Source organism: Dyadobacter linearis, assembly GCF_907165045.1.
Classification (GTDB): Bacteria; Bacteroidota; Bacteroidia; order Cytophagales; family Spirosomataceae; genus Dyadobacter; species Dyadobacter linearis.
In genome coordinates this window covers 845,114-863,787 of record NZ_CAJRAU010000003.1, presented here as the reverse complement: position 1 = coordinate 863,787, position 18,674 = coordinate 845,114, and the positions used below count along the sequence as shown (strand labels likewise).

General features: G+C 44.4%; 17 protein-coding genes. 12 read left to right on the top strand and 5 right to left on the bottom strand.

The window, feature by feature from the left end; translation table 11 throughout:
- Window positions 1-59: 59 nt before the first annotated feature.
- Window positions 60-1,010 carry a hypothetical protein gene (locus tag KOD92_RS14005; RefSeq protein ID WP_215234188.1) on the top strand — a complete coding sequence of 317 codons (951 nt, stop codon included), beginning with the start codon at window positions 60-62 and terminating at the stop codon, window positions 1,008-1,010.
- 84 nt (window positions 1,011-1,094) lie between these two features.
- On the opposite strand, the gene KOD92_RS14000 is transcribed toward KOD92_RS14005, so the two are convergent.
- The 4 genes from KOD92_RS14000 to KOD92_RS13985 form a co-directional block, all read right to left on the bottom strand.
- Complete coding sequence (locus KOD92_RS14000) at window positions 1,095-1,976, bottom strand: polyphosphate kinase 2 family protein (protein WP_215234187.1); 882 nt, start codon at window positions 1,974-1,976, stop codon at window positions 1,095-1,097.
- Between the two features lie 12 nt (window positions 1,977-1,988).
- Window positions 1,989-2,582: a non-canonical purine NTP diphosphatase gene (locus KOD92_RS13995; protein ID WP_215234186.1), complete on the bottom strand. Its 594-nt coding sequence runs from the start codon at window positions 2,580-2,582 to the stop codon at window positions 1,989-1,991.
- Between the two features lie 83 nt (window positions 2,583-2,665).
- Window positions 2,666-3,571, bottom strand: a complete 906-nt coding sequence (locus KOD92_RS13990) for an FKBP-type peptidyl-prolyl cis-trans isomerase (protein WP_215234185.1) — start codon at window positions 3,569-3,571, stop codon at window positions 2,666-2,668.
- Between the two features lie 51 nt (window positions 3,572-3,622).
- Window positions 3,623-4,657, bottom strand: a complete 1,035-nt coding sequence (locus KOD92_RS13985; RefSeq protein ID WP_215234184.1) for a DHH family phosphoesterase — start codon at window positions 4,655-4,657, stop codon at window positions 3,623-3,625.
- Between the two features lie 200 nt (window positions 4,658-4,857).
- On the opposite strand from KOD92_RS13985, the gene KOD92_RS13980 reads away from it, so the two are divergent.
- A complete protein-coding gene (locus KOD92_RS13980) occupies window positions 4,858-5,277 on the top strand; it encodes a nucleoside-diphosphate kinase (RefSeq protein WP_215234183.1) in 420 nt (139 codons plus the stop codon).
- Between the two features lie 65 nt (window positions 5,278-5,342).
- Here KOD92_RS13980 and KOD92_RS13975 read toward each other — a convergent pair whose 3' ends face one another.
- Entirely contained in the window at window positions 5,343-5,846 is a 504-nt protein-coding gene (locus tag KOD92_RS13975) for a fasciclin domain-containing protein (RefSeq protein ID WP_215234182.1), read from the bottom strand.
- Between the two features lie 94 nt (window positions 5,847-5,940).
- Here KOD92_RS13975 and KOD92_RS13970 point away from each other — a divergent pair, with 94 nt between their 5' ends.
- The 10 genes from KOD92_RS13970 (at window position 5,941) to KOD92_RS13925 (ending at window position 18,660) form a co-directional block, all read left to right on the top strand.
- The gene (locus tag KOD92_RS13970; RefSeq protein WP_215234181.1) at window positions 5,941-6,576 is read left to right on the top strand and encodes a 3-keto-disaccharide hydrolase; all 636 of its coding nucleotides are present in this window, start codon (window positions 5,941-5,943) and stop codon (window positions 6,574-6,576) included.
- A 123-nt stretch (window positions 6,577-6,699) separates the two neighbouring features.
- Window positions 6,700-8,859, top strand: a complete 2,160-nt coding sequence (locus tag KOD92_RS13965) for a TonB-dependent receptor (protein ID WP_215234180.1) — start codon at window positions 6,700-6,702, stop codon at window positions 8,857-8,859.
- A 31-nt stretch (window positions 8,860-8,890) separates the two neighbouring features.
- On the top strand, window positions 8,891-9,547 hold the full coding sequence (locus KOD92_RS13960) for a hypothetical protein (protein ID WP_215234179.1): 657 nt from the start codon (window positions 8,891-8,893) through the stop codon (window positions 9,545-9,547).
- 15 nt (window positions 9,548-9,562) lie between these two features.
- Window positions 9,563-11,011, top strand: a complete 1,449-nt coding sequence (locus tag KOD92_RS13955) for a histidine kinase (protein WP_215234178.1) — start codon at window positions 9,563-9,565, stop codon at window positions 11,009-11,011.
- Window positions 10,995-11,777: a LytR/AlgR family response regulator transcription factor gene (locus KOD92_RS13950; protein ID WP_215234177.1), complete on the top strand. Its 783-nt coding sequence runs from the start codon at window positions 10,995-10,997 to the stop codon at window positions 11,775-11,777. Before KOD92_RS13955 ends, KOD92_RS13950 begins: the two co-directional genes overlap by 17 nt.
- A gap of 320 nt (window positions 11,778-12,097) precedes the next feature.
- Window positions 12,098-12,850: an isoprenyl transferase gene (locus KOD92_RS13945; RefSeq protein WP_215234176.1), complete on the top strand. Its 753-nt coding sequence runs from the start codon at window positions 12,098-12,100 to the stop codon at window positions 12,848-12,850.
- A gap of 6 nt (window positions 12,851-12,856) precedes the next feature.
- Complete coding sequence (gene bamA, locus KOD92_RS13940; RefSeq protein WP_215234175.1) at window positions 12,857-15,454, top strand: outer membrane protein assembly factor BamA; 2,598 nt, start codon at window positions 12,857-12,859, stop codon at window positions 15,452-15,454.
- Window positions 15,455-15,505: 51 nt separating this feature from the next.
- On the top strand, window positions 15,506-16,120 hold the full coding sequence (locus KOD92_RS13935; protein WP_215234174.1) for an OmpH family outer membrane protein: 615 nt from the start codon (window positions 15,506-15,508) through the stop codon (window positions 16,118-16,120).
- An 11-nt stretch (window positions 16,121-16,131) separates the two neighbouring features.
- The gene (locus KOD92_RS13930) at window positions 16,132-16,776 is read left to right on the top strand and encodes an OmpH family outer membrane protein (RefSeq protein ID WP_215234173.1); all 645 of its coding nucleotides are present in this window, start codon (window positions 16,132-16,134) and stop codon (window positions 16,774-16,776) included.
- A gap of 285 nt (window positions 16,777-17,061) precedes the next feature.
- Window positions 17,062-18,660: a hypothetical protein gene (locus KOD92_RS13925; protein WP_215234172.1), complete on the top strand. Its 1,599-nt coding sequence runs from the start codon at window positions 17,062-17,064 to the stop codon at window positions 18,658-18,660.
- Window positions 18,661-18,674: the final 14 nt, after the last annotated feature.

The following is an 18,674-nucleotide window of genomic DNA, read 5'->3' as shown; positions in this document are numbered from 1 at the left end:
GTAGACCCGGGACTTAACCTGTCACATGAAAACTAAATCACAAATAAATTTAATATTCAATGCAACAAGAACAGAAAAATAAGCAAAGCATAGCTTGGGCGATGGTAGTTGTCCTTGGGCTAGCAACAGCCATGTTTGGCTACTTGTTTACAACTCAGAAGCAAGAGTTGACACAACAGGAATCAATGGTAGTCGAAAAAGCACGGGAGTTGGCTGTGACCAAAACTAAACTGGATTCGATATCCACAGTTCTTGATTCAAAAATTGCAGAAGTAGAAAAATTGGGCGGTGATATTACAGAGCTGACCAAAATGAAAGAGAAACTGGAAGCAGATAAATTGGCTTTCAGCAAAAGCAAAAGAGTTGAAACTAACAAGTACCTGGGCAAAATCAAGGAATATGAAAAATTCCTGGTTGAGAAAGACGAAATGATCGCTCAGTTGAAGGCTGAAAACGAGCATTTGGTAGCTTCTAACGATTCTTTGAGCACTCACGTTGGTACATTGACCAGCGAACGTGAAAGACTGGTTCAACGCCAGACTGAACTGACTGACTCAGTGGTAACGTTTACTGCTGCTAACAGAGAACTAAGTGATAAAGTAAGCAAAGCTGCCGCATTGAGAGCTCAGAACCTGAAAATCCTTACTGTGAATTCAAGAGGTAAGGTGAAAGACAAAGAAGAATACAAAGGCAAAAAAGTTGATAAGTTGAAACTGGTTTTCAACCTGCCTGAAAACGAGCTTACTGCTCAGGAATCAAAAGACATTTATGTAAGAGTTCTGGATCCTCAGGGAGCTGTTATCGCAGACGATGCGACTGGCTCAGGAGAGTTTGAAGTTGACGGAGCGCCGTCGAAATTCACAGCACGTGAATCGGTAGCATACCAAAACAACAACCAGAAAGTTGAATTGCTTTATGACAACGCTTCTCAGTTCCGTCCAGGAAAATATAACGTTGAGTTATACGCTGAGGGTTACAAAATAGGTGGTGGAAATTTCACTATCAAATAAGAATACAACTTCACACCATGCATAGCTATGGAAGCGGCCGATATTTTATCGGCCGCTTTTTTATGAGTCAAATTCAAGATTTTCCTATCCGTTCTGCTTTTTGATTACATCAATAAAATGATCGAGTACCTGTCCGTTTTCGGGAGAGGGATACGCCATTTTCATATCTTTAAGTTCAGCTGCAATAATCTTCGACACGCAAAGCCGCATATTCTTTTTATCGTCAGCCGGCACTACATACCAGGGCGCTTTCTCAGACGCTGTTTCATTAATACAATCATTATAAGCGTCCATATATTCATCCCATTTCGCGCGGACTTCCACATCCTGCTCATCAAATTTCCAGTTCTTTGACGGGTCCTCAATTCGCTCGATCAATCGCTCAGCCTGCTCTTCCTTTGATACATTCAGGAAGAATTTGATTACCCGGATACCATTTCGGTAAAGGTATTTTTCAAGATGACGAATGTCAGAATACCGGTGTTTCCAAACTTTATCAAGATCTTCTGTCAGTTCAAGAGGCAGCTTTTGTGACTTAGTCAAAATATCAGGCTCAACCTTCACAATGAGTACTTCTTCATAATAGCTTCGATTGAAAATTGTGATTGTGCCGCGCTGAGGAAGTACCTGGTTGGTGCGCCACAGGAAATCGTGGCTTAGTTCGGTTTCAGTAGGTCTCTTGAAGGAATGAATCTTAATGCCCACCGGATTTACGCCCGAAAGCACATGTTTGATCGTCCCGTCCTTTCCCGCCGCGTCCATTGCCTGAAATATGACCAGCAACCCGTATCGATTGTGTGCGTACATCATACTTTGCAGTTCGTCCAGCTCTTTCGCCTGCTCCTGTTGCATTAGTTCGTACTCTTCCTTACTGTCGTAAATGTCTTTAAACCGGGTCTTAGCCTTTTTAATATCAAATTTTTTGGAACCGTCGACACGATAATCTGCCGGATTGAATTCTTGCATAATGCATAATTGTTAAAGTTGGGAATCAATAGGGTTGGTCTTCAAAAAGTCGACCAGCTTCGCAAATGCCCGCGCCCGGTGACTCAGTTTTGACTTTTCCTCTAATGTCATTTCGGCAAATGTTCTGTCAAAATCATCTGGAACAAAAACAGGATCGTAACCAAAACCATTTGTTCCTCTTTTCTCTGCTATGATTTTCCCCTCCACTATCCCTTCAAATTGGTGAAATTCACCATTCAAAACCAGCGTAATCACGGTAACGAAACGCGCGCTCTTATCGGGAAGTGAGGAAAGCTTTTGAAGCAGGAGGTTGATATTGTCGTCGGAGTTGCGCTGGGCGCCCGCATATCTGGCAGATTTTACACCAGGCTCGCCATTTAATGCAGTTACTTCCAAGCCCGTATCGTCGGCGAAACATTCTATTTGGAAATTCTCGTATACATAAGCCGCCTTTCCACGCGAGTTTTCAGAAATGGTATCGTAAGGTTCCGGAATGTCGACATCACAGCCAATGTCGGCCAGCGTGACGAGCTCAAACTGGTCGCCGAGCAGCGCCTGTATTTCGGTGAGCTTGTTTAAATTATTGGTAGCGAAGCAAAGTTTCATAAAATGCGTAAATGAATGTCAGCGCATTTTACACAAAAAAACGGCCACTCTTGTGAAGTGGCCGTTCAATATATTCATTCTGATTATCTCGCCGGAGGTGTTACCGGAGGGCCTGCTGGTGCAGGTTGCCCTTTTGAGAAATCGATCAACTCCATTTCAAATTGCAATACCGAGTTGCCTGGGATCGGGCCGTAAGCTTCCGGACCGTAAGCAAGGCCCGAAGGAATGATCAAAAGTCCTTTTTCGCCTTTTTTCATCAACATAATACCTTCTTCCCAACCTGGAATCACCATTCCCTGACCTACCTGCAGATCAAGTGGTTTTCCCTGATTTTTAGAACTGTCAAACTCTTTTCCGTCCAGGAATTTACCTGTATAATGTACTTTCACGGCATCTCCGGAAACCGGGCTGGCTCCTGAGCCTTCCACCTGAGGCACGTATACAAGTCCCGAAGCAGTTTTTCTTGCTTTTGCAGCAAGGTTATTTTTAGCCAGGAAATTGTCGATCACTTTTGCGTCAATACCTTTTTGTTTTGAGCCTGCTTCTGATTGTTGTTTCTGGAATTCCTCAGAAGTCAAAACGCTCAATACCTTCACTGTAAAACTGATTTCCGATCCTTTTTTGATCATTGGAGGCATTGGCTGCATCATTTTCGCAAACAATGTATCTGCATTGATCATGAATTTCGCGCTGTCGCCGGTTGCCAGCATCGCAAGACCTTCTTCAAAACTTCCTTTGAAAGGAGGAGCCTGCAATACCATTTTCACCGGGTTGCCTTCTTTGTAAGTATCCCGAAGTGTTGAATCAGTACCATTTTTCAAAACCAGATGGAAAGACATAATATCTCCCAGCTTCGCTTTTCTCGCATCATCTTCGTGGTCGAAGATTTGATATTTAAGGCCGCTATCAGTAACCTGCGTCCGGTACTTGTTGCAAGAAGCTGCCAGAATAGTTATGCCCATCGCATAACCGATTGTTTTAAGATTCATTGGATTGTTAATTATGAGATACTTGTAAATTTTGATATATCAATTGTAAGTTTAGTCAACGCTTAAAAGGGCTTGTTCGTATAAGGGAAGAATGCTTAAAAAATAGTCAACCGTTTCATTCACTGACTGTTCTGATCTTCCTCCGCTCGCATTCTTATGTCCGCCACCGTTGAAATGCGCACTGGCCAAATCTCTCACAGAAAACGATCCGACCGATCTGAACGAGATTTTTATCTCACCTTTCCGCTCGATGAACATTGCCGACATCACTACATTTTCAACCTGCAAACCGTAGTTGACAATACCTTCCGTTTCGCCTGTGCTCGAATTGAATTTTTGCAGCTCGGCCTCGGTAAGTACCATATATGCAGTTCTGTATTTTGCATTCACCACCAGTTTTTGAGAAAGCACATATCCAAGGAATTGAAGCCTGGAAAGGGGTGCATTGTCGTAAATCAGCCTGTGAACCCGGCTTGAATCAAATCCGGTGAGCATTAAATCAGCGACTGCGAGGTGAACATCAGCCGTCACATTGCCATGTCGGAACGAGCCGGTATCAGTCATAATACCCGCGTAGAGGTATTCGGCCATAGGAATATCGAAAATCTGCCGGACCGGCGCATCAGCTTCCAGCTCTTTGATCAATGCATAAACCAGCTGAGCGGTCGCGGCAGCATTGGTATCCCAGATCATCCACTTCGCGAAATGCTCCGGTTCGAGATGATGGTCGATCATTAATTTAGGGGCAGGCGCATCCTGGACCACTTTACCAAGATCTTTCAGGCGTGACAATGCAGAAAAATCCAGACAGCAGATTAATGTAGCTTCCTGAATCTTTTGCTTGCATTTGGCTTGCTCTGTGGCTTTTTCATAAACAAGTACACCGTCCGGGCCAATCATCCATTTGAGATTCGCGGTATAGTCAGTCGGGCTGATTACAGTTACATCGTGGCCTTTTTTTACCAAATAATTTGCCCACCCGAGCGAAGATCCCAAAGCGTCGGCGTCGGGATCACGGTGCATCGTAATGATGATTTTTTGGGGGAGAGATAAAAAAGAGCTTAACTCTTTAACGGTTTGATTCACAGGTATTTGTTTCGAAAAGAGGAATTCTACGAGCCTTCCAAGCCCACAAAATTAACAAAACTGTTGGTATTTGCTTAATCCTGCCTCCGAAAGGCGAAGTATCCTTGGCGTTTTAACCTTTCGCGGGCATAGTTGCCGAACTATCAAGGATATAAATTGAAAAACAGTAGTTTTGCACGAAATTAATTTAGCCTTTAAGTATGCCAACGAATAGAACATTCACAATGATTAAGCCGGATGCCGTAAAGGACGGTCACTCGGGAGCAATTATCAAAATGATTGAGGAGGCGGGATTTCGTATTGTAGCCTTGAAAAAAACGCATCTTACCGCAGCGCGCGCGGGCGAGTTTTATGCGGTACACGCAGAACGTCCGTTTTATAATGATCTCTGCAACTACATGTCGTCAGGCGCTATCGTTCCGATGATCCTTGAAAAGGAAAATGCCGTAGCAGATTTCCGTACTTTGATCGGCGCTACCAACCCGGCTAATGCAGATGAGGGTACGATCAGGAAACTGTTCGCCAAATCAGTGGAAGCGAATGCGATCCACGGTTCAGATTCTGACGAAAATGCAGGGATCGAAGGAAATTTCTTCTTTGCCCATACCGAGCAGTATTAAAACATAAGACCACAAAAAAGCCCGGTAAACTAATTTGCCGGGCTTTTTTGTGCACATATTGTCAATTATTTGATAATAACCAGCACACTGTCGATCACGTGGATCACACCATTGTCCGCATTTACATTTGGGATCACTACATCCGATTTATTCACTGCTACAATGCTGTCTGTTTTTGTAACGACAAGATTTGCCTTGTTGAGCGCAGGATGGTTTCCAAGTTTCAGTTCAGCGGCTTCTGTTCTGTTTTTGATAATATGGTTTTGAAGGAAATACTTCACTGAATCGTCGGGGATCACGGAAGAACTGAAAATATTCGCTCTGCCGAAAGCATTGTTGTCAGGAGCGAACAGGGTAATGTTATCAGTTCGCAGCGCGTCGGTCATTCTCGCGCGTACCATAATATCTTTCAATATACTGAACTGACCGTTTTCAAGAATTACGTCAGCTATTGTTTTAGGTTTAACCAGATCTTCACTATTCTCTTTACATGATATTACGGTTGCGGAAAATAGAGTCGCAATCAAAAAAAATGTCGCCCAACGCCCTACAAAACGGTTTTTTTTCATAGCTTTCCAAATAGTTATTTTTTGTAAAACTAATGGAAAATGTATTTTAACTGCATTTTGCCGCCAATTTTTTAATCCTAATCCCCAAACCAAAATGTTAAAAACAAGACAACTGCTTCTCATTTGCTGCGCCATTCTGTTCGTGAATTCCGCGTTTCTGGCGACCCGTGAAAACGGTGACCCGCAGGTAAAAAAGCCTGTTAAGCTATTTAATGGAAAAGATTTAAGCGGCTGGAAAATCAATGGTACAGAGAAATGGTACGTTGAAAAAGGAGAGCTGATCTGCGAAAGCGGGCCTGACAAGCAATATGGTTACCTGACCACCGACAAGTTTTACAAGAATTTCGATCTGTCCCTGCAATTCAAGCAGGAGGCAAACGGCAACAGCGGCGTATTCTTCCGCTCGACCGTTGATGGTACCAAAGTATCCGGCTGGCAGGTTGAAGTTGCTCCGCCAAACCATGATACAGGCGGTATCTACGAATCGTACGGCCGCAACTGGCTTGTTCAGATCCCGGAGGAAAAAGAAGGATTTCTGAAAATGGGCGAATGGAACACTTTGCGTATTAAGGCAGTAGGAGACAAAGTACAAACCTGGCTGAACGGTAATGCAATGGTCGATTTCGACGACGCGAAGATCGGTGCGGCAAACGGTTCGATCGCATTGCAGATCCACGACGGCGGCGGCATTAAAGTTCGCTGGAAGAATATTATGCTGGAAGAGCTGTAAGCACTTCTCATTTACTACGATCTCTGACGCATTCATCCCGCTGAAAACGGTGGTTCGTCGGAAATCAATTACTGAAAGGCTTCATGGAAGATAGATTTGTGTCAATAACACGATCTGTCAGCCATGAAGCTTTTTTACTTTTCACTTTTGTGTATCTCCACTTTTGCGCATGCGCAGCATGTGGTCAAAGGCAGGGTTACCGATCATAAAGGCGCCGGGCTGCCAGGTGCCAACGTTTTTTTGAAAGGTACTTATGATGGTACCACCACAGGTGCCGGCGGGGCATTCACTTTTACTACTTCCGAAAAGGATACCGCCACGCTTGCCGCTACTTATGTCGGGTTTGAGCTTTTTGAGAAAAAAATAAGCCTTACACCAAATGCTGCTGACCTTCAAATCAAACTAACTGAGCTGGCCAACGAGTTGAATACGGTGGTAATTACAGCCGGCGCATTCGAGGCTTCGGACGAAAAGAGAATGGCGATGCTGAAACCGCTGGACATTGTTACCACCGCAGGAGCCGCCGCCGATATTACCGGCGCTATGCAGTTTTTGCCCGGCGCGCAAAGGGTAGGGGAGCAGGAGGGGCTTTTTGTAAGAGGCGGGTCGGGACAGGAAACGAAGATCGTTATTGACGGAATGATCGTCCAGAACCCGTTTTTCAGCTCGCTACCGGACGTGCAGCAGCGGGGCAGGTTCAATCCTTTTATGTTTAAGGGAACTTCTTTCAGTACCGGCGGCTATTCCGCGCAATATGGGCAGGCGCTTTCTTCCGTTTTGCTGCTCAATACTACCGACAAAGCTAGTACCAATGGTCTGGGTATCAGTCTGAATCTGGCGAATGCAGGGTTGAACTACGATCATGCTACTAAAAATCAGTCCGTTTCGGCGGTGGCTTATTACGGAAATCTGCGGCCGCTTTTTAAGTTGGTCAAACAAAATGTAGACTGGCTGCACGAGCCTGAGTTTAAAGGTTCTTCTCTTACCTATCGCTGGAAGCCTACCAAAAACGGGGTATTGAAAGTGTACGGAATGTATTCTGACAGTCATTTGAGCATGAACTCCAAAGATCCTTCCAGCGAATCGGGCAGCGTGAACCTCAATCTTAAAAACCGGAATGCATTCGCAACCAGCACTTATACAGATTCGTGGAAAGACGAATTGTGGACGCTGAATTCTGGTTTTTCTTATAGCCGGAATAAAGACGATATGCGTTTTGACGGTGTCAATTTTGATCGTTTCGACGAACGTACACAGGCGAGACTGGTTTTGAGTCGATTATTTTCCGGCAACAATACTTTACTCTTCGGCGCGGAGGCGCATGCTATTCATCTCAAAAATGGAGTAGATGGTGAATTATTCAGTTTAAAAGACAGATATGCAGCTGCATTTATCGAATCTGAAATATATGTGACGAGGCAACTGGCTGGCCGCATTGGAATACGGAGCGAATACAGTTCTGTGATCGGGAGGTTTAATCTGGCGCCCCGGCTTTCTTTTGCATATAAAACAGGAAAGTACAGTCAGGTCTCACTTGCGGCCGGGCAATTTTACCAAAACCCCGATTACCGATATTTATACACCAACAAGTCACTGACCTACGAGCGCGCCGACCACCTGATTCTGAACTTCCAGATCATCAAAAACCAGCGGACCTTTCGGGTTGAGACGTTTTATAAGAACTACGCGCAGCTTGTGCGGGAGTTTACCGGCCAGCGTTTCAATGCCGATCCCTACCGTTTTCCCTGGGGGGCGACCAATAACGGCGGCAAAGGTTATGCAAGCGGTTTCGACTTTTTCTGGCGCGATCAGAAATCGGTCAAAAACTTCGATTACTGGATTACTTACAGCTTTGTAGATTCCGAGCGGCTGTTCCAGCAATTTGAACAGGCAGCGACCCCGACATTTATCTCCAATCACAATATCAGCCTGATCACCAAAAAGTGGTTTGAAAAAATCAAAACGAACCTGAGCGCTACTTATGCATTCACAAGCGGCCGCCCCTATTATAATCCCAATAGCGAAGTTTTCCTTGGCGATAAAACACCGGCTGTCCACAATGTGAGCATTCAGGCCAGTAAGCTGCAAAGCATTAAAGGTAACCTGGTAATATTCTATGCGACTGTTGATAATGTATTGAATACCAAGAACATATTCACGTATCGATACACACCCGACGGTAAAACGAGATATGCAGTCGGACCGCAGAGTTACCGGAGCTTTTTTGTAGGAATGCAGATCATGCTTTCGAAGAAGGCCAAAGTGGACAAAGATGATTTTTAAAAGGTATTTCTATAAACTCAATTTAAACAATATGAAAAGACTATTGACGACCGTAATCGCATTCAGCTGCTCAGTTTGCATGCTTTTTGCGCAAAATGAAAAGTATACTGCGGCCATGACCGAGAATATCCAGGCCTTCAATAACCTCGACCGGGCGAAACCTGATGTGAAAGCGCTTGTTGATATTTCCAATAAGTTTGAAAGAATAGCGGCAGCTGAACCAAAAGAGTGGCTCCCAAAATATCATGCGGCTTTTTGCAATGTAATGCTCGGTTTTGCGGGAGCTACCCTGACCGAAAAAGATCAGTATCTCGATAAAGCAAATGTCTTATTGAAAGATGCGGAGGGTATTTTGGGAAAGCCGAATGACGAATTGCTGGTGTTGAGGGCTTATCAGGCGCAAATCCACCTGGCAGCCGATCCGATGAACCGCTGGGAGAACGATGGTGCCAGGTTTACCGAGCATCTGGCGGCAGCGAAAGCATTGAATGCAGAAAACCCGAGGATATATTACCTGGAAGGAAGCAGCGCATTCTTTACGCCCGAGGAGTTTGGCGGCGGGAAAAAGGCAGCCAAACCTTTGCTTGAAAAAGCAAAACAAAAATTTGAGACTTTTAAACCCGAATCCGGTATTCACCCAGACTGGGGCAAAATGGAAACCGACTGGATGCTTTCACAAACTAACTGAGATGACTGACGCAAGATGAATGACCGTGAAGTGAAACCATTACAAATGCAGGCTTCCTCGCTCGACGGGAGGGATTTTAGTAATATGAACCTGGAAAACGCCGATTTCAGCTTTTCCAGCTTAAAGGATACAAACTTCGACGGTGCCAATTTGCGGAATGCGAGACTGCGTTTTTCGTCGCTCGACCGGACAACTTTTCGGAATTCTGACCTGACGAATGCAGACCTTAGTTTCAGCAGTCTCTCGGATGTGGACCTGACGGGCGCGAAAGTGGAAGGCGCCAATTTTAGTTATACTTCCAATGAACGGTCGTTTCGCTGGCAGGATGTGAGTTTGATCGGAATAGTGCAAAATCAGGGCTGGATCGGGACGCTGGTAGCGGTTCTGCTCGGCGCGCTGCTGCTGTACGGCGTGAATGCGATCGTTTATTTTACTGCCGAGATCTTCTATACCAATGAACCGATCAGAGTCAGTTTGTATCAGTTTCTGGTATTGAATGGCGTTCTTTCGGGCATTTTGACGATCCTGCTCACGCAGGGGCTGGTTCAGATGATGGATGTTTTTCTTAAAAAGCTTTGGCTGAAACATCTGATCCTGACCATCGCGATTGTCATCGCAAACAACCTGTTTGGGATCATTTTCTTTTCGTATTTCGGCACTGATATCCTGCTGGAATACGGCAGCCGGTACCCGGAAGAAGCTGCGCAAAATGCGCCCTGGTACTGGTATATGTGGGGGCCGATTTTGGTGGCCAATGCATTTTATTATCTGAGAAGGGAAGGCCAGCAGCTTTCACGCAAGATATCCGACCAGGAATACCAGTTACTGAATCTTGAAAAACTAAAAACGAGGGCAGAGCTCGACGCATTGCAGGCGCGCATTAATCCCCATTTTCTGTATAACTCACTGAATAGCATTGCCAGCCTCGTACATGAAGATCCAGACAAAGCGGAGGAAATGACATTGCTGCTTTCGAAATTGTTCAGATACACGACCGGCCGGAAAACGAACGATTATTTCGATACCATTGAGAATGAGCTTGAAATGGTGGAAACGTACTTGCAGGTTGAGAAAGTGCGGTTTGGAGACAGATTGAGGTTTAGTGTTGAAGTAATGGACGATGGTTTGCGACAATTGCAGGTGCCAAAATTTATCTTGCAGCCAATTGTCGAAAACGCGATCAAACATGGTATTTCTCGCATGGCCGAGGAAGGGAATATTGTGGTAAGGATTTACGAGGAAGATTCCTGGCTGCACCTTTGTGTCCACGATAATGGTCCGGCGTTTCCCGAAACGATGGGGGCCGGCTACGGGATCAGAAGTATTCAGGATAAATTAAAGCTGCTTTACGGCGATGACGCCAGGCTGGAACTGCACAATGAACCCAGGAAAACCGTCAATATCGCGATCCAAAAATCAGTAATAGGTCAACATCAAAATTTCAGTCATGCAGTTCCCGCTTAAAACGATATTAATAGACGACGAACCACTTGCATTGAGCCGGTTGAGAAGATTGCTCGAAAAGCATTCAGAAGTGTTTTCAATTATTTCCGAAGCAAAAAACGGAGCGGAAGGTCTGATCGAAATTAATAAGCATTGCCCGGACGTCATTTTTCTGGATATTGAAATGCCCCTGCTGAATGGTTTTGAAATGCTTTCAAAGCTTACCAGAATGCCGCTGGTGGTTTTTTCGACAGCTTACGATCAATATGCGATCCGGGCTTTTGAAGAAAATTCTGTCGATTACCTCTTAAAACCGGTTGAAAATGACCGGCTGCTGAAAACAATTGAGAAGATCCGGAATCTGGCAAATGCGGGTGCAAGCAGTGTGGGAACTGTAAATCCGTATTCCGAAAACCTGCTGCGCTTACTGGAAGAAATGAAACCTAAAAAGGAGATATTCTCACTGTCTGTCAAATCAGGCGACAAAATCTTGCTGATACCGATGACAGATATCACGCATTTTGAAGCAGAGGAGAAATATGTATTCCTGAATACCCTCGACGGACAAAAATACCTGCTGAACTATACCTTAACTTCGCTCGAAGAAAAGCTCCCCAAGCATTATCTGCGTATCAGCAGGGGAGGTATTGTCAACTCCCATCACATTAAGGAGATCCAGAAGCATTTCAATGGAAAGTACGTGATCGTACTGCGTGACCGCAAGGCTTCACAGGTAACAAGCGGCAGTACTTATGCTGATACTATACGTCATCTTCTTGATAATTAACTGGCTGGTCTTCACGCCGGGATTAAGAATTATTCATTTTGTAGAGGCAATACTTATTCCTAAATTGCGCCCCTGTTTACAATCCCGATATAATTTTAAGAATGTAATCTCCTGTTCACCAGTAGGTTTATTGTAAAGCAGTTTATTATCAAATAAGATTTTTTTTTGAATTTCGGCACAAAAACGTCTTGCTCAGCGTACAGGTAATTGATTAAGTGATTCCTGAAAAGCTGAGCAGTGTGATTTTTTGGCCCTAATTGATAAATCCTTTGATATTCGTCATTTGTTTTGTTAAAAAAGGTTAAAGGGAGTCAGGAGTAATGAAGGAGCTCATTGATGCGGGCAATCTGCCGAAGCACATCGCCGTTATCATGGACGGTAACGGAAGGTGGGCTCAAAACCAGGGCGCAGCTCGGGTTTTTGGCCATCGCAATGCAATTAAGGCAGTTAGGGAAGTGACGGAAGGCTGTGCTGAACTGGGTGTGTCGTGTTTGACACTCTATGCATTCTCCACTGAAAACTGGGCCCGGCCTGAGTTTGAAGTCAGGGCTTTGATGGAATTGCTGGTCCAATCTATTGGAAACGAGCTTCCTACCATGCAAAAGAATAACGTCAAACTGGACACGATCGGAGATACGGAAAGCCTGCCAAGAAGTTGCCAGCGGCAGCTTGCACAAGCAATTGAAGCCACGCGTGACAATACCGGCCTCAATCTGATCCTGGCTTTGGGATACAGCGGCAAATGGGACATTACCCAGGCAACCAGAAAAATCGCAGAGGATATTCGAAACGGCGTTTTGACTCCCGGTGAGATCAGCGAAGAGCTACTTTCGTCTAAACTCGCTACCGGCAACAGACCGGAAGTGGACCTGATGCTGCGCACTGGCGGTGATCATCGGATCAGTAATTTCCTTTTGTGGCAACTGGCGTACTCTGAGTTGTATTTTTATGAAGATCTTTTTTGGCCTGATTTCCGTCGGGAGCATTTATATGAGGCGATTCTTTCCTATCAGAACAGGGAACGAAGATTTGGAAAAACAGGCGAACAAATTAAAGCGAATAGTGCTAAGTAGAACAATATGAACCTTCTTACCAATTTGAATAAATCACTAGCACATCTGAAAGGTCTTACTGCATTACTGCTGATATGCTCTTGCGTATCCGTGAATGCACAGCGGATCGGTATCGGGGCCAACAAGCCCGCCGCTCCTGCTGCAAGTGTCATGGACCCAGCTAATCCAAAGGAATATACGATTGCCGAAGTGACAGTTTCAGGTACCCAGTTTCTGGATCCTAATTCCATGATTTCTATTTCCGGATTAAAGCCAGGAGACAAGATCCGGCTGCCAGGACCAGCTATTCCTTCCTCTATCAAAAGAATGATGGATTTTGGTACGCTGGATGATGTAGAAATCCTTTATACCAAGATCGAAGCTGATAAAGTTTGGCTGAATATCCACATTAAAGAGCGTCCGCGTCTTTACAAAGTATCTTTTTCCGGAATTCGTAAGGGAGAAAAAGAAACATTGAATGATAAGGTGAAGCTGATAAAAGGCCGCGTAATTACGCCGACCGTGATTAAGAACACGCAGCTGGTTATCAAGAAGTATTATATGGACAAAGGTTTTTACTACACCAAAGTGAAGGTGTTGCAAATCCCTGATTCCACGCGCGGTCAGGCTACTTTGAATTTTACGATCGATAAAGGCAAGAAAGTTAAGATCGAGAAAATAGATATTGAAGGAAATACGGCTATCAGTGACAAAACATTGAAGCGGAAAATGAAGGGTACCAAGCAAAAAAGAATTGGCAGGCTCTTCAATCCATCTAAATATATTCCTAAAAAATACGACGAGGACAAGGAAAAACTGATCGCGTACTACCGTAAAAATGGTTACCGCGATGCTACGATCCAGTTTGATACAATTAAAAATGGTGAAGAAACCATTAGCATCGATATGAAAATCGATGAAGGTACCAAGTACTTCTATCGCGATATCACCTGGTCGGGAAACTACCTGTATACTTCCAAATATCTGGGCGATCGCCTTGGGATCAAAAAAGGGGATGTGTACAATCCTGAGGAGCTGGATAAAAAGATAAATGGAATACCTGGGCAGGACGTGAGTTCGATCTATATGGACGACGGTTACCTGTATTTCCGTATCGAGCCTACTGAAAGAGCAGTGGAAGGCGATTCGATCGATGTAGAATTGCGGATGTTTGAAGGAAAGCAGGCGACGATCAACAGGATCTTGTTGAATGGTAATACCAAAACAAGCGACCGTGTTGTATTAAGAGAGCTTTTCACCTTGCCGGGGCAGAAATTCAGCAAGACAGAAATTATCAATACTCAGCGCCAGCTGTCGCAGATGGGTTATTTCGATCCTGAAAAAATCCAGATCAACCCGATTCCAAATCAGCAGGATGGTACTGTGGATATTGAATATACAGTAGAAGAAAAACCATCTGACCAGATCGAATTGTCTGGTGGCTGGGGAGGTTACATTGGTTTTGTAGGAACTTTGGGTCTGGTTTTCAATAACTTTTCCATCAAAAATATCCCGAACCGCGAAACCTGGCGGCCACTTCCTTCGGGGGATGGTCAGAAGCTGTCACTTCGTTTTCAGGCAAATGGTAAGCAATATCAGACCTATTCGATGTCTTTCAGCGAACCGTGGCTGGGTGGTAAAAAACCGATCAACTTCGGTGTATCGATCCAACGTACCGTTTATCGTCTTACAGATTTGAATTCAATGTATGGTATCGGCGGACTGAACGGAGGTTCAAGAACGATCAATTACCGCGGCGGATATTACAACAACGGGATCACATTCTCACTCGGCCGCCGTTTGAAAGAGCCGGACCGTAACCTGGTAATGACCCACTCGCTGTCTTACCAGCGCTACCGCCTGGACGATCTTGATATTTTCGGAATAGGTTACACCAATGGTAACTCGAACAATATTTCTTTTAACACTACGATTTCAAGAAATACATTAAGTGATTTTCAATTTCCAAGAAGCGGAAGTAACATTTCTTTGAGTGCCACTGTAACTCCGCCTTACTCGGCTTTCAGGCAAAAAGAGTTTTCTGACAAAACAGATACTTACCGCTGGGTTGAATACCATAAATGGATGTTCGATGCAAGCTATTACGCGACCATCGCAGGTAAATTGGTATTGAGTACCCGCGCTCACATGGGTTTCCTGGGTAACTACGATAAAACTGATAATTACAGCCCATTTGGACGGTTTATAGTCGGTGGTTCAGGATTGGCGGGACAAGGAACATTCTCCCTTGCAGATCAGGACATTATCGGTCTTCGCGGTTATGAGGATCAAAAAGTCGGTCCTATTACTCAGAATGGCCGCCCGGCATCTGGTGGCGGGGTCGTTTACAACAAATATGTGATGGAATTACGGTATCCGGTTTCACTTAATCCACAGGCTACGATCTTTATTCTTGGCTTTGCAGAAGGTGGTAACAACTGGGGTACTTATAAAGAGTTTAACCCATTCGATCTGAAAAGGTCGGCGGGTGTGGGTGCGAGGATATTCATGCCAGCATTCGGACTTTTAGGTATTGACTGGGGTTATGGATTCGACAAAATCCAGGGCAGCGATAAACGAAGCGGCGCGCAGTTCCATTTTACTATCGGACAGCAGATCAGATAATATTGTTAAAATAGTTTCGTTAAGAAGTTTGCAAATTATTAGCGGCTTGGCATGAAGAAGTTTTTTATTTTACTAGTTTTGTCAATTCTATGGCAGTCAGAGGCTAGCGCCCAGAAGATTGGGTATACTGACATGGAGTTCATTACAAGTAAGATGCCTGAGTACCTGGCAGCGCAGACGGAGATGAAAAAGTTCTCTGAAAAGTGGGCCAAGGAAATTCAGGACAAGTTCGGTGAAATCGATCGCATGCAGCGGGCTTACATGGCGGAGGAGATCTTACTGACGGAAGAATTGAAAAGAAAACGTCAGAGCGAGATCAAGGAAAAGGAGCTTGAGGCGGGCGAATACAATAGTAAAATATTCGGAATGGACGGGTTAATGTTCCAGAAGAAGAAAGAGCTTATGAAACCTGTACTTGAAAAAGTGCAGCGCGCCGTAACCAAAGTCTGCAGCCAGCGTCGGCTTGATTTTATGTTTGACAAATCCAGCGACATTGGAATGCTTTACACAAATCCCAAACACGATTATTCAGATTACGTGATGGAGGAGTTGGGTATAGATCCAAAAGCGAATAAAGCATCTGGCAGCGAAAAGCCTGAACAACCGGTGAATGTACCGGCAAATACCTCACCCAAACAAAAAAGTACAACTAGTAAACTTAAATAAGTAACAAAGCAATGAAACAAAAATTGATGGCTTTTTTGGTCGTAATGACCATCATCACCACCCCTCTCCTGGCTCAAACTACAACTCCGGCAAGCGGACTTACAAAAATAGGCTACACCAATGTGGATTATATAATCGCGAAGCTTCCTGAAAGCAAAGTGATGCAGAATCAGCTTGAAGTAACGAAGGCGCAGTTGGATAAGGCATTGGGCGAAACGTACAAAGAGGCACAAGACAAGTATGAGGCTTACCAGAAGAACGGTGCTAACATGACAGATGTGATTCGTGCAGACAAAGAGAAGGAGTTGCAAAACCTGCAAACCCGTATCCAGGAAATGCAGAACAACGCGCAAACTTCTCTGCAAACGAAACAGCAGCAGCTTTTGGAGCCGATCCTTACAAAGGTGAACAACGCAATTCAGGAAGTAGGAAAGGAAAATAGCTTCCTGTATATCCTTAACATGGATGCAGGTGCAAATTCAACGCCTATTATTCTTTTCGCAGCGTCTGAGGAAAACAATGCAACTCCTTTGATCCTGAGAAAGTTGGGAGTTGATCCTGACAAAGTGGAGGCGGCACCGGCGGCAACAACACCTGCTAAGCCAGCGACAACTGCACCAGCAACTACTCCGGCTGCAACACCAAAGAAAAAATAATAAGTCATATTTGAACTTTAAAAACCGGAGAGCAGTCTTTTAAATGGCTGTTCTCCGGTTTTGTGTATATGGAAGCAAGTGAGGCAGTACCTTACTTGCTTTTTATTTTGTGTTACCCTGCTGGTAGCTATATTTAAAAAATACAATTAGTAAATCTTCCAGATGGAATCTGATTCGGTATTTCAATTTTATATCGATAGACAGGGCTTTCTATACGGGATTTACTAGTTTTGCGTTTTGACTCAGTGCTCTTCTAAACAAAGAATTAATTATATTTTTGTCGATATGCTCATAAAAGATATTCATAAAATACTGATACTTCTAGCGGCTGTTTTATTCGGATCGGGCGCACAAGGGCAGGAAAATATGAAGACCAACTCAACCGGCCCGCTACAACTTGTATTTCCTTCTGAATCAGAATGGAACGTTTTGTATGAAGGAAAAGAGATTAATTTCCATTTGCAGGTGAAAGGAGGGAGGGGCGATTCGGTTAGGTATAATGCAGTGAGCGGGCTAACAAAAGAAATGAAATTCGATTCGCTGGGGCATTTCGTCTGGACACCCGGGTTTGAAGTTGCTGACAGGATCAATACAACCAAGTCATTTCCGGTCGTATTTGAAGCGCAAAGTGTGAGTGGGGAAAGTGCTTCCCGCGAGGTGGTATTTAAAGTAAATCACGTCAACAGACCGCCGCAGATCGACGAGCTACATCCTTTTTACGTACAATATAAAACCCAGAATGTTTACAAGATAGATATGGGCGCAGTGCGCGACCAGGATGCTGACCCGATTGTATTCGTGCCTATATTGGACCAGATGCCCGAGGGGATGAAATTGAGCGCTGCCGGTGAAATTACGTGGGAACCTTCGATGACCCAATTTACCACACTGAAAAAGGGTGCCCGGTACATGGAATTTTATGTAGAAGATCAGCCGTCCAAAGCAAGGACCAAGGGGCGCCTTAAACTGGATGTTACCCAAATGGACCTTGCTCCCGATTTTACAATTATCCCTCAAAGTTCGATTGTCAGAAGTGCTGAGAACAACCGGATCAACCTGCGGTTTACACTATCAGATCCGAATGGAGAAGATGATATTAATACATTCAATTTTGTTTCGGAAAATAAGAGAGTTCCTTCCGAGGCATTGGTAAAAAATACGCCGACGAGCTATGAGTTTATCTGGGAGCCTGGTTACGATTTTGTGAAAGACCCTTACGATACGCTGGCCTTCAATATCACTTTCTATGTAATGGACAAAGCACAGAATAAGAAGGAACGGACTGTGCGTTTTGTAATTAAAAATACGGTTGACGAGAGCCTGCGTGATACTTACGCATTTAATTTATACCGGGGTGCACTTGCGAATGCTTGGAGCTTGTTGGAACAAATGACTGAGAAAGAAGTTGAATTGAAGAAAGCATATTCAAGGGCAAAGAAGGGAAAGCGAGGTCGTTCACTTTTGAATGCTTCTCTCGGCGCGACAACTGGGTTGGCTCCTGTAATCGCGAAAACTGACGCAAATACCCGAGGTTATATTACAACAATCGGTGGTACCACAGTTGCTACCGTGGGTACGCTGGAAGCAACGGAAGTTATAGGTAAGTCGGTAAATGGTCTGCTTGATCGTTTCAACTACGTTATGCAGAAGAAGAATGAGCTGCAAAATAAGGGAGACGTTTTTGCGCGTGAATATGGACAGAAGTCTGCGCGTCGCCACCCGGATTTTATACGGAGGCTTGACGAATTTAAGGCACTAATGAATCTGAGCGGATTGGTGGCTTTGGAACTGGATGCGAGGTGGGAAAATAAGAAGGATGCCACGGATAACGCACTAAGGAAGACTTTTAAGGATTACGTTCCCTATACGAAAGACGAAAATTAGAAATAAAAAAAGAG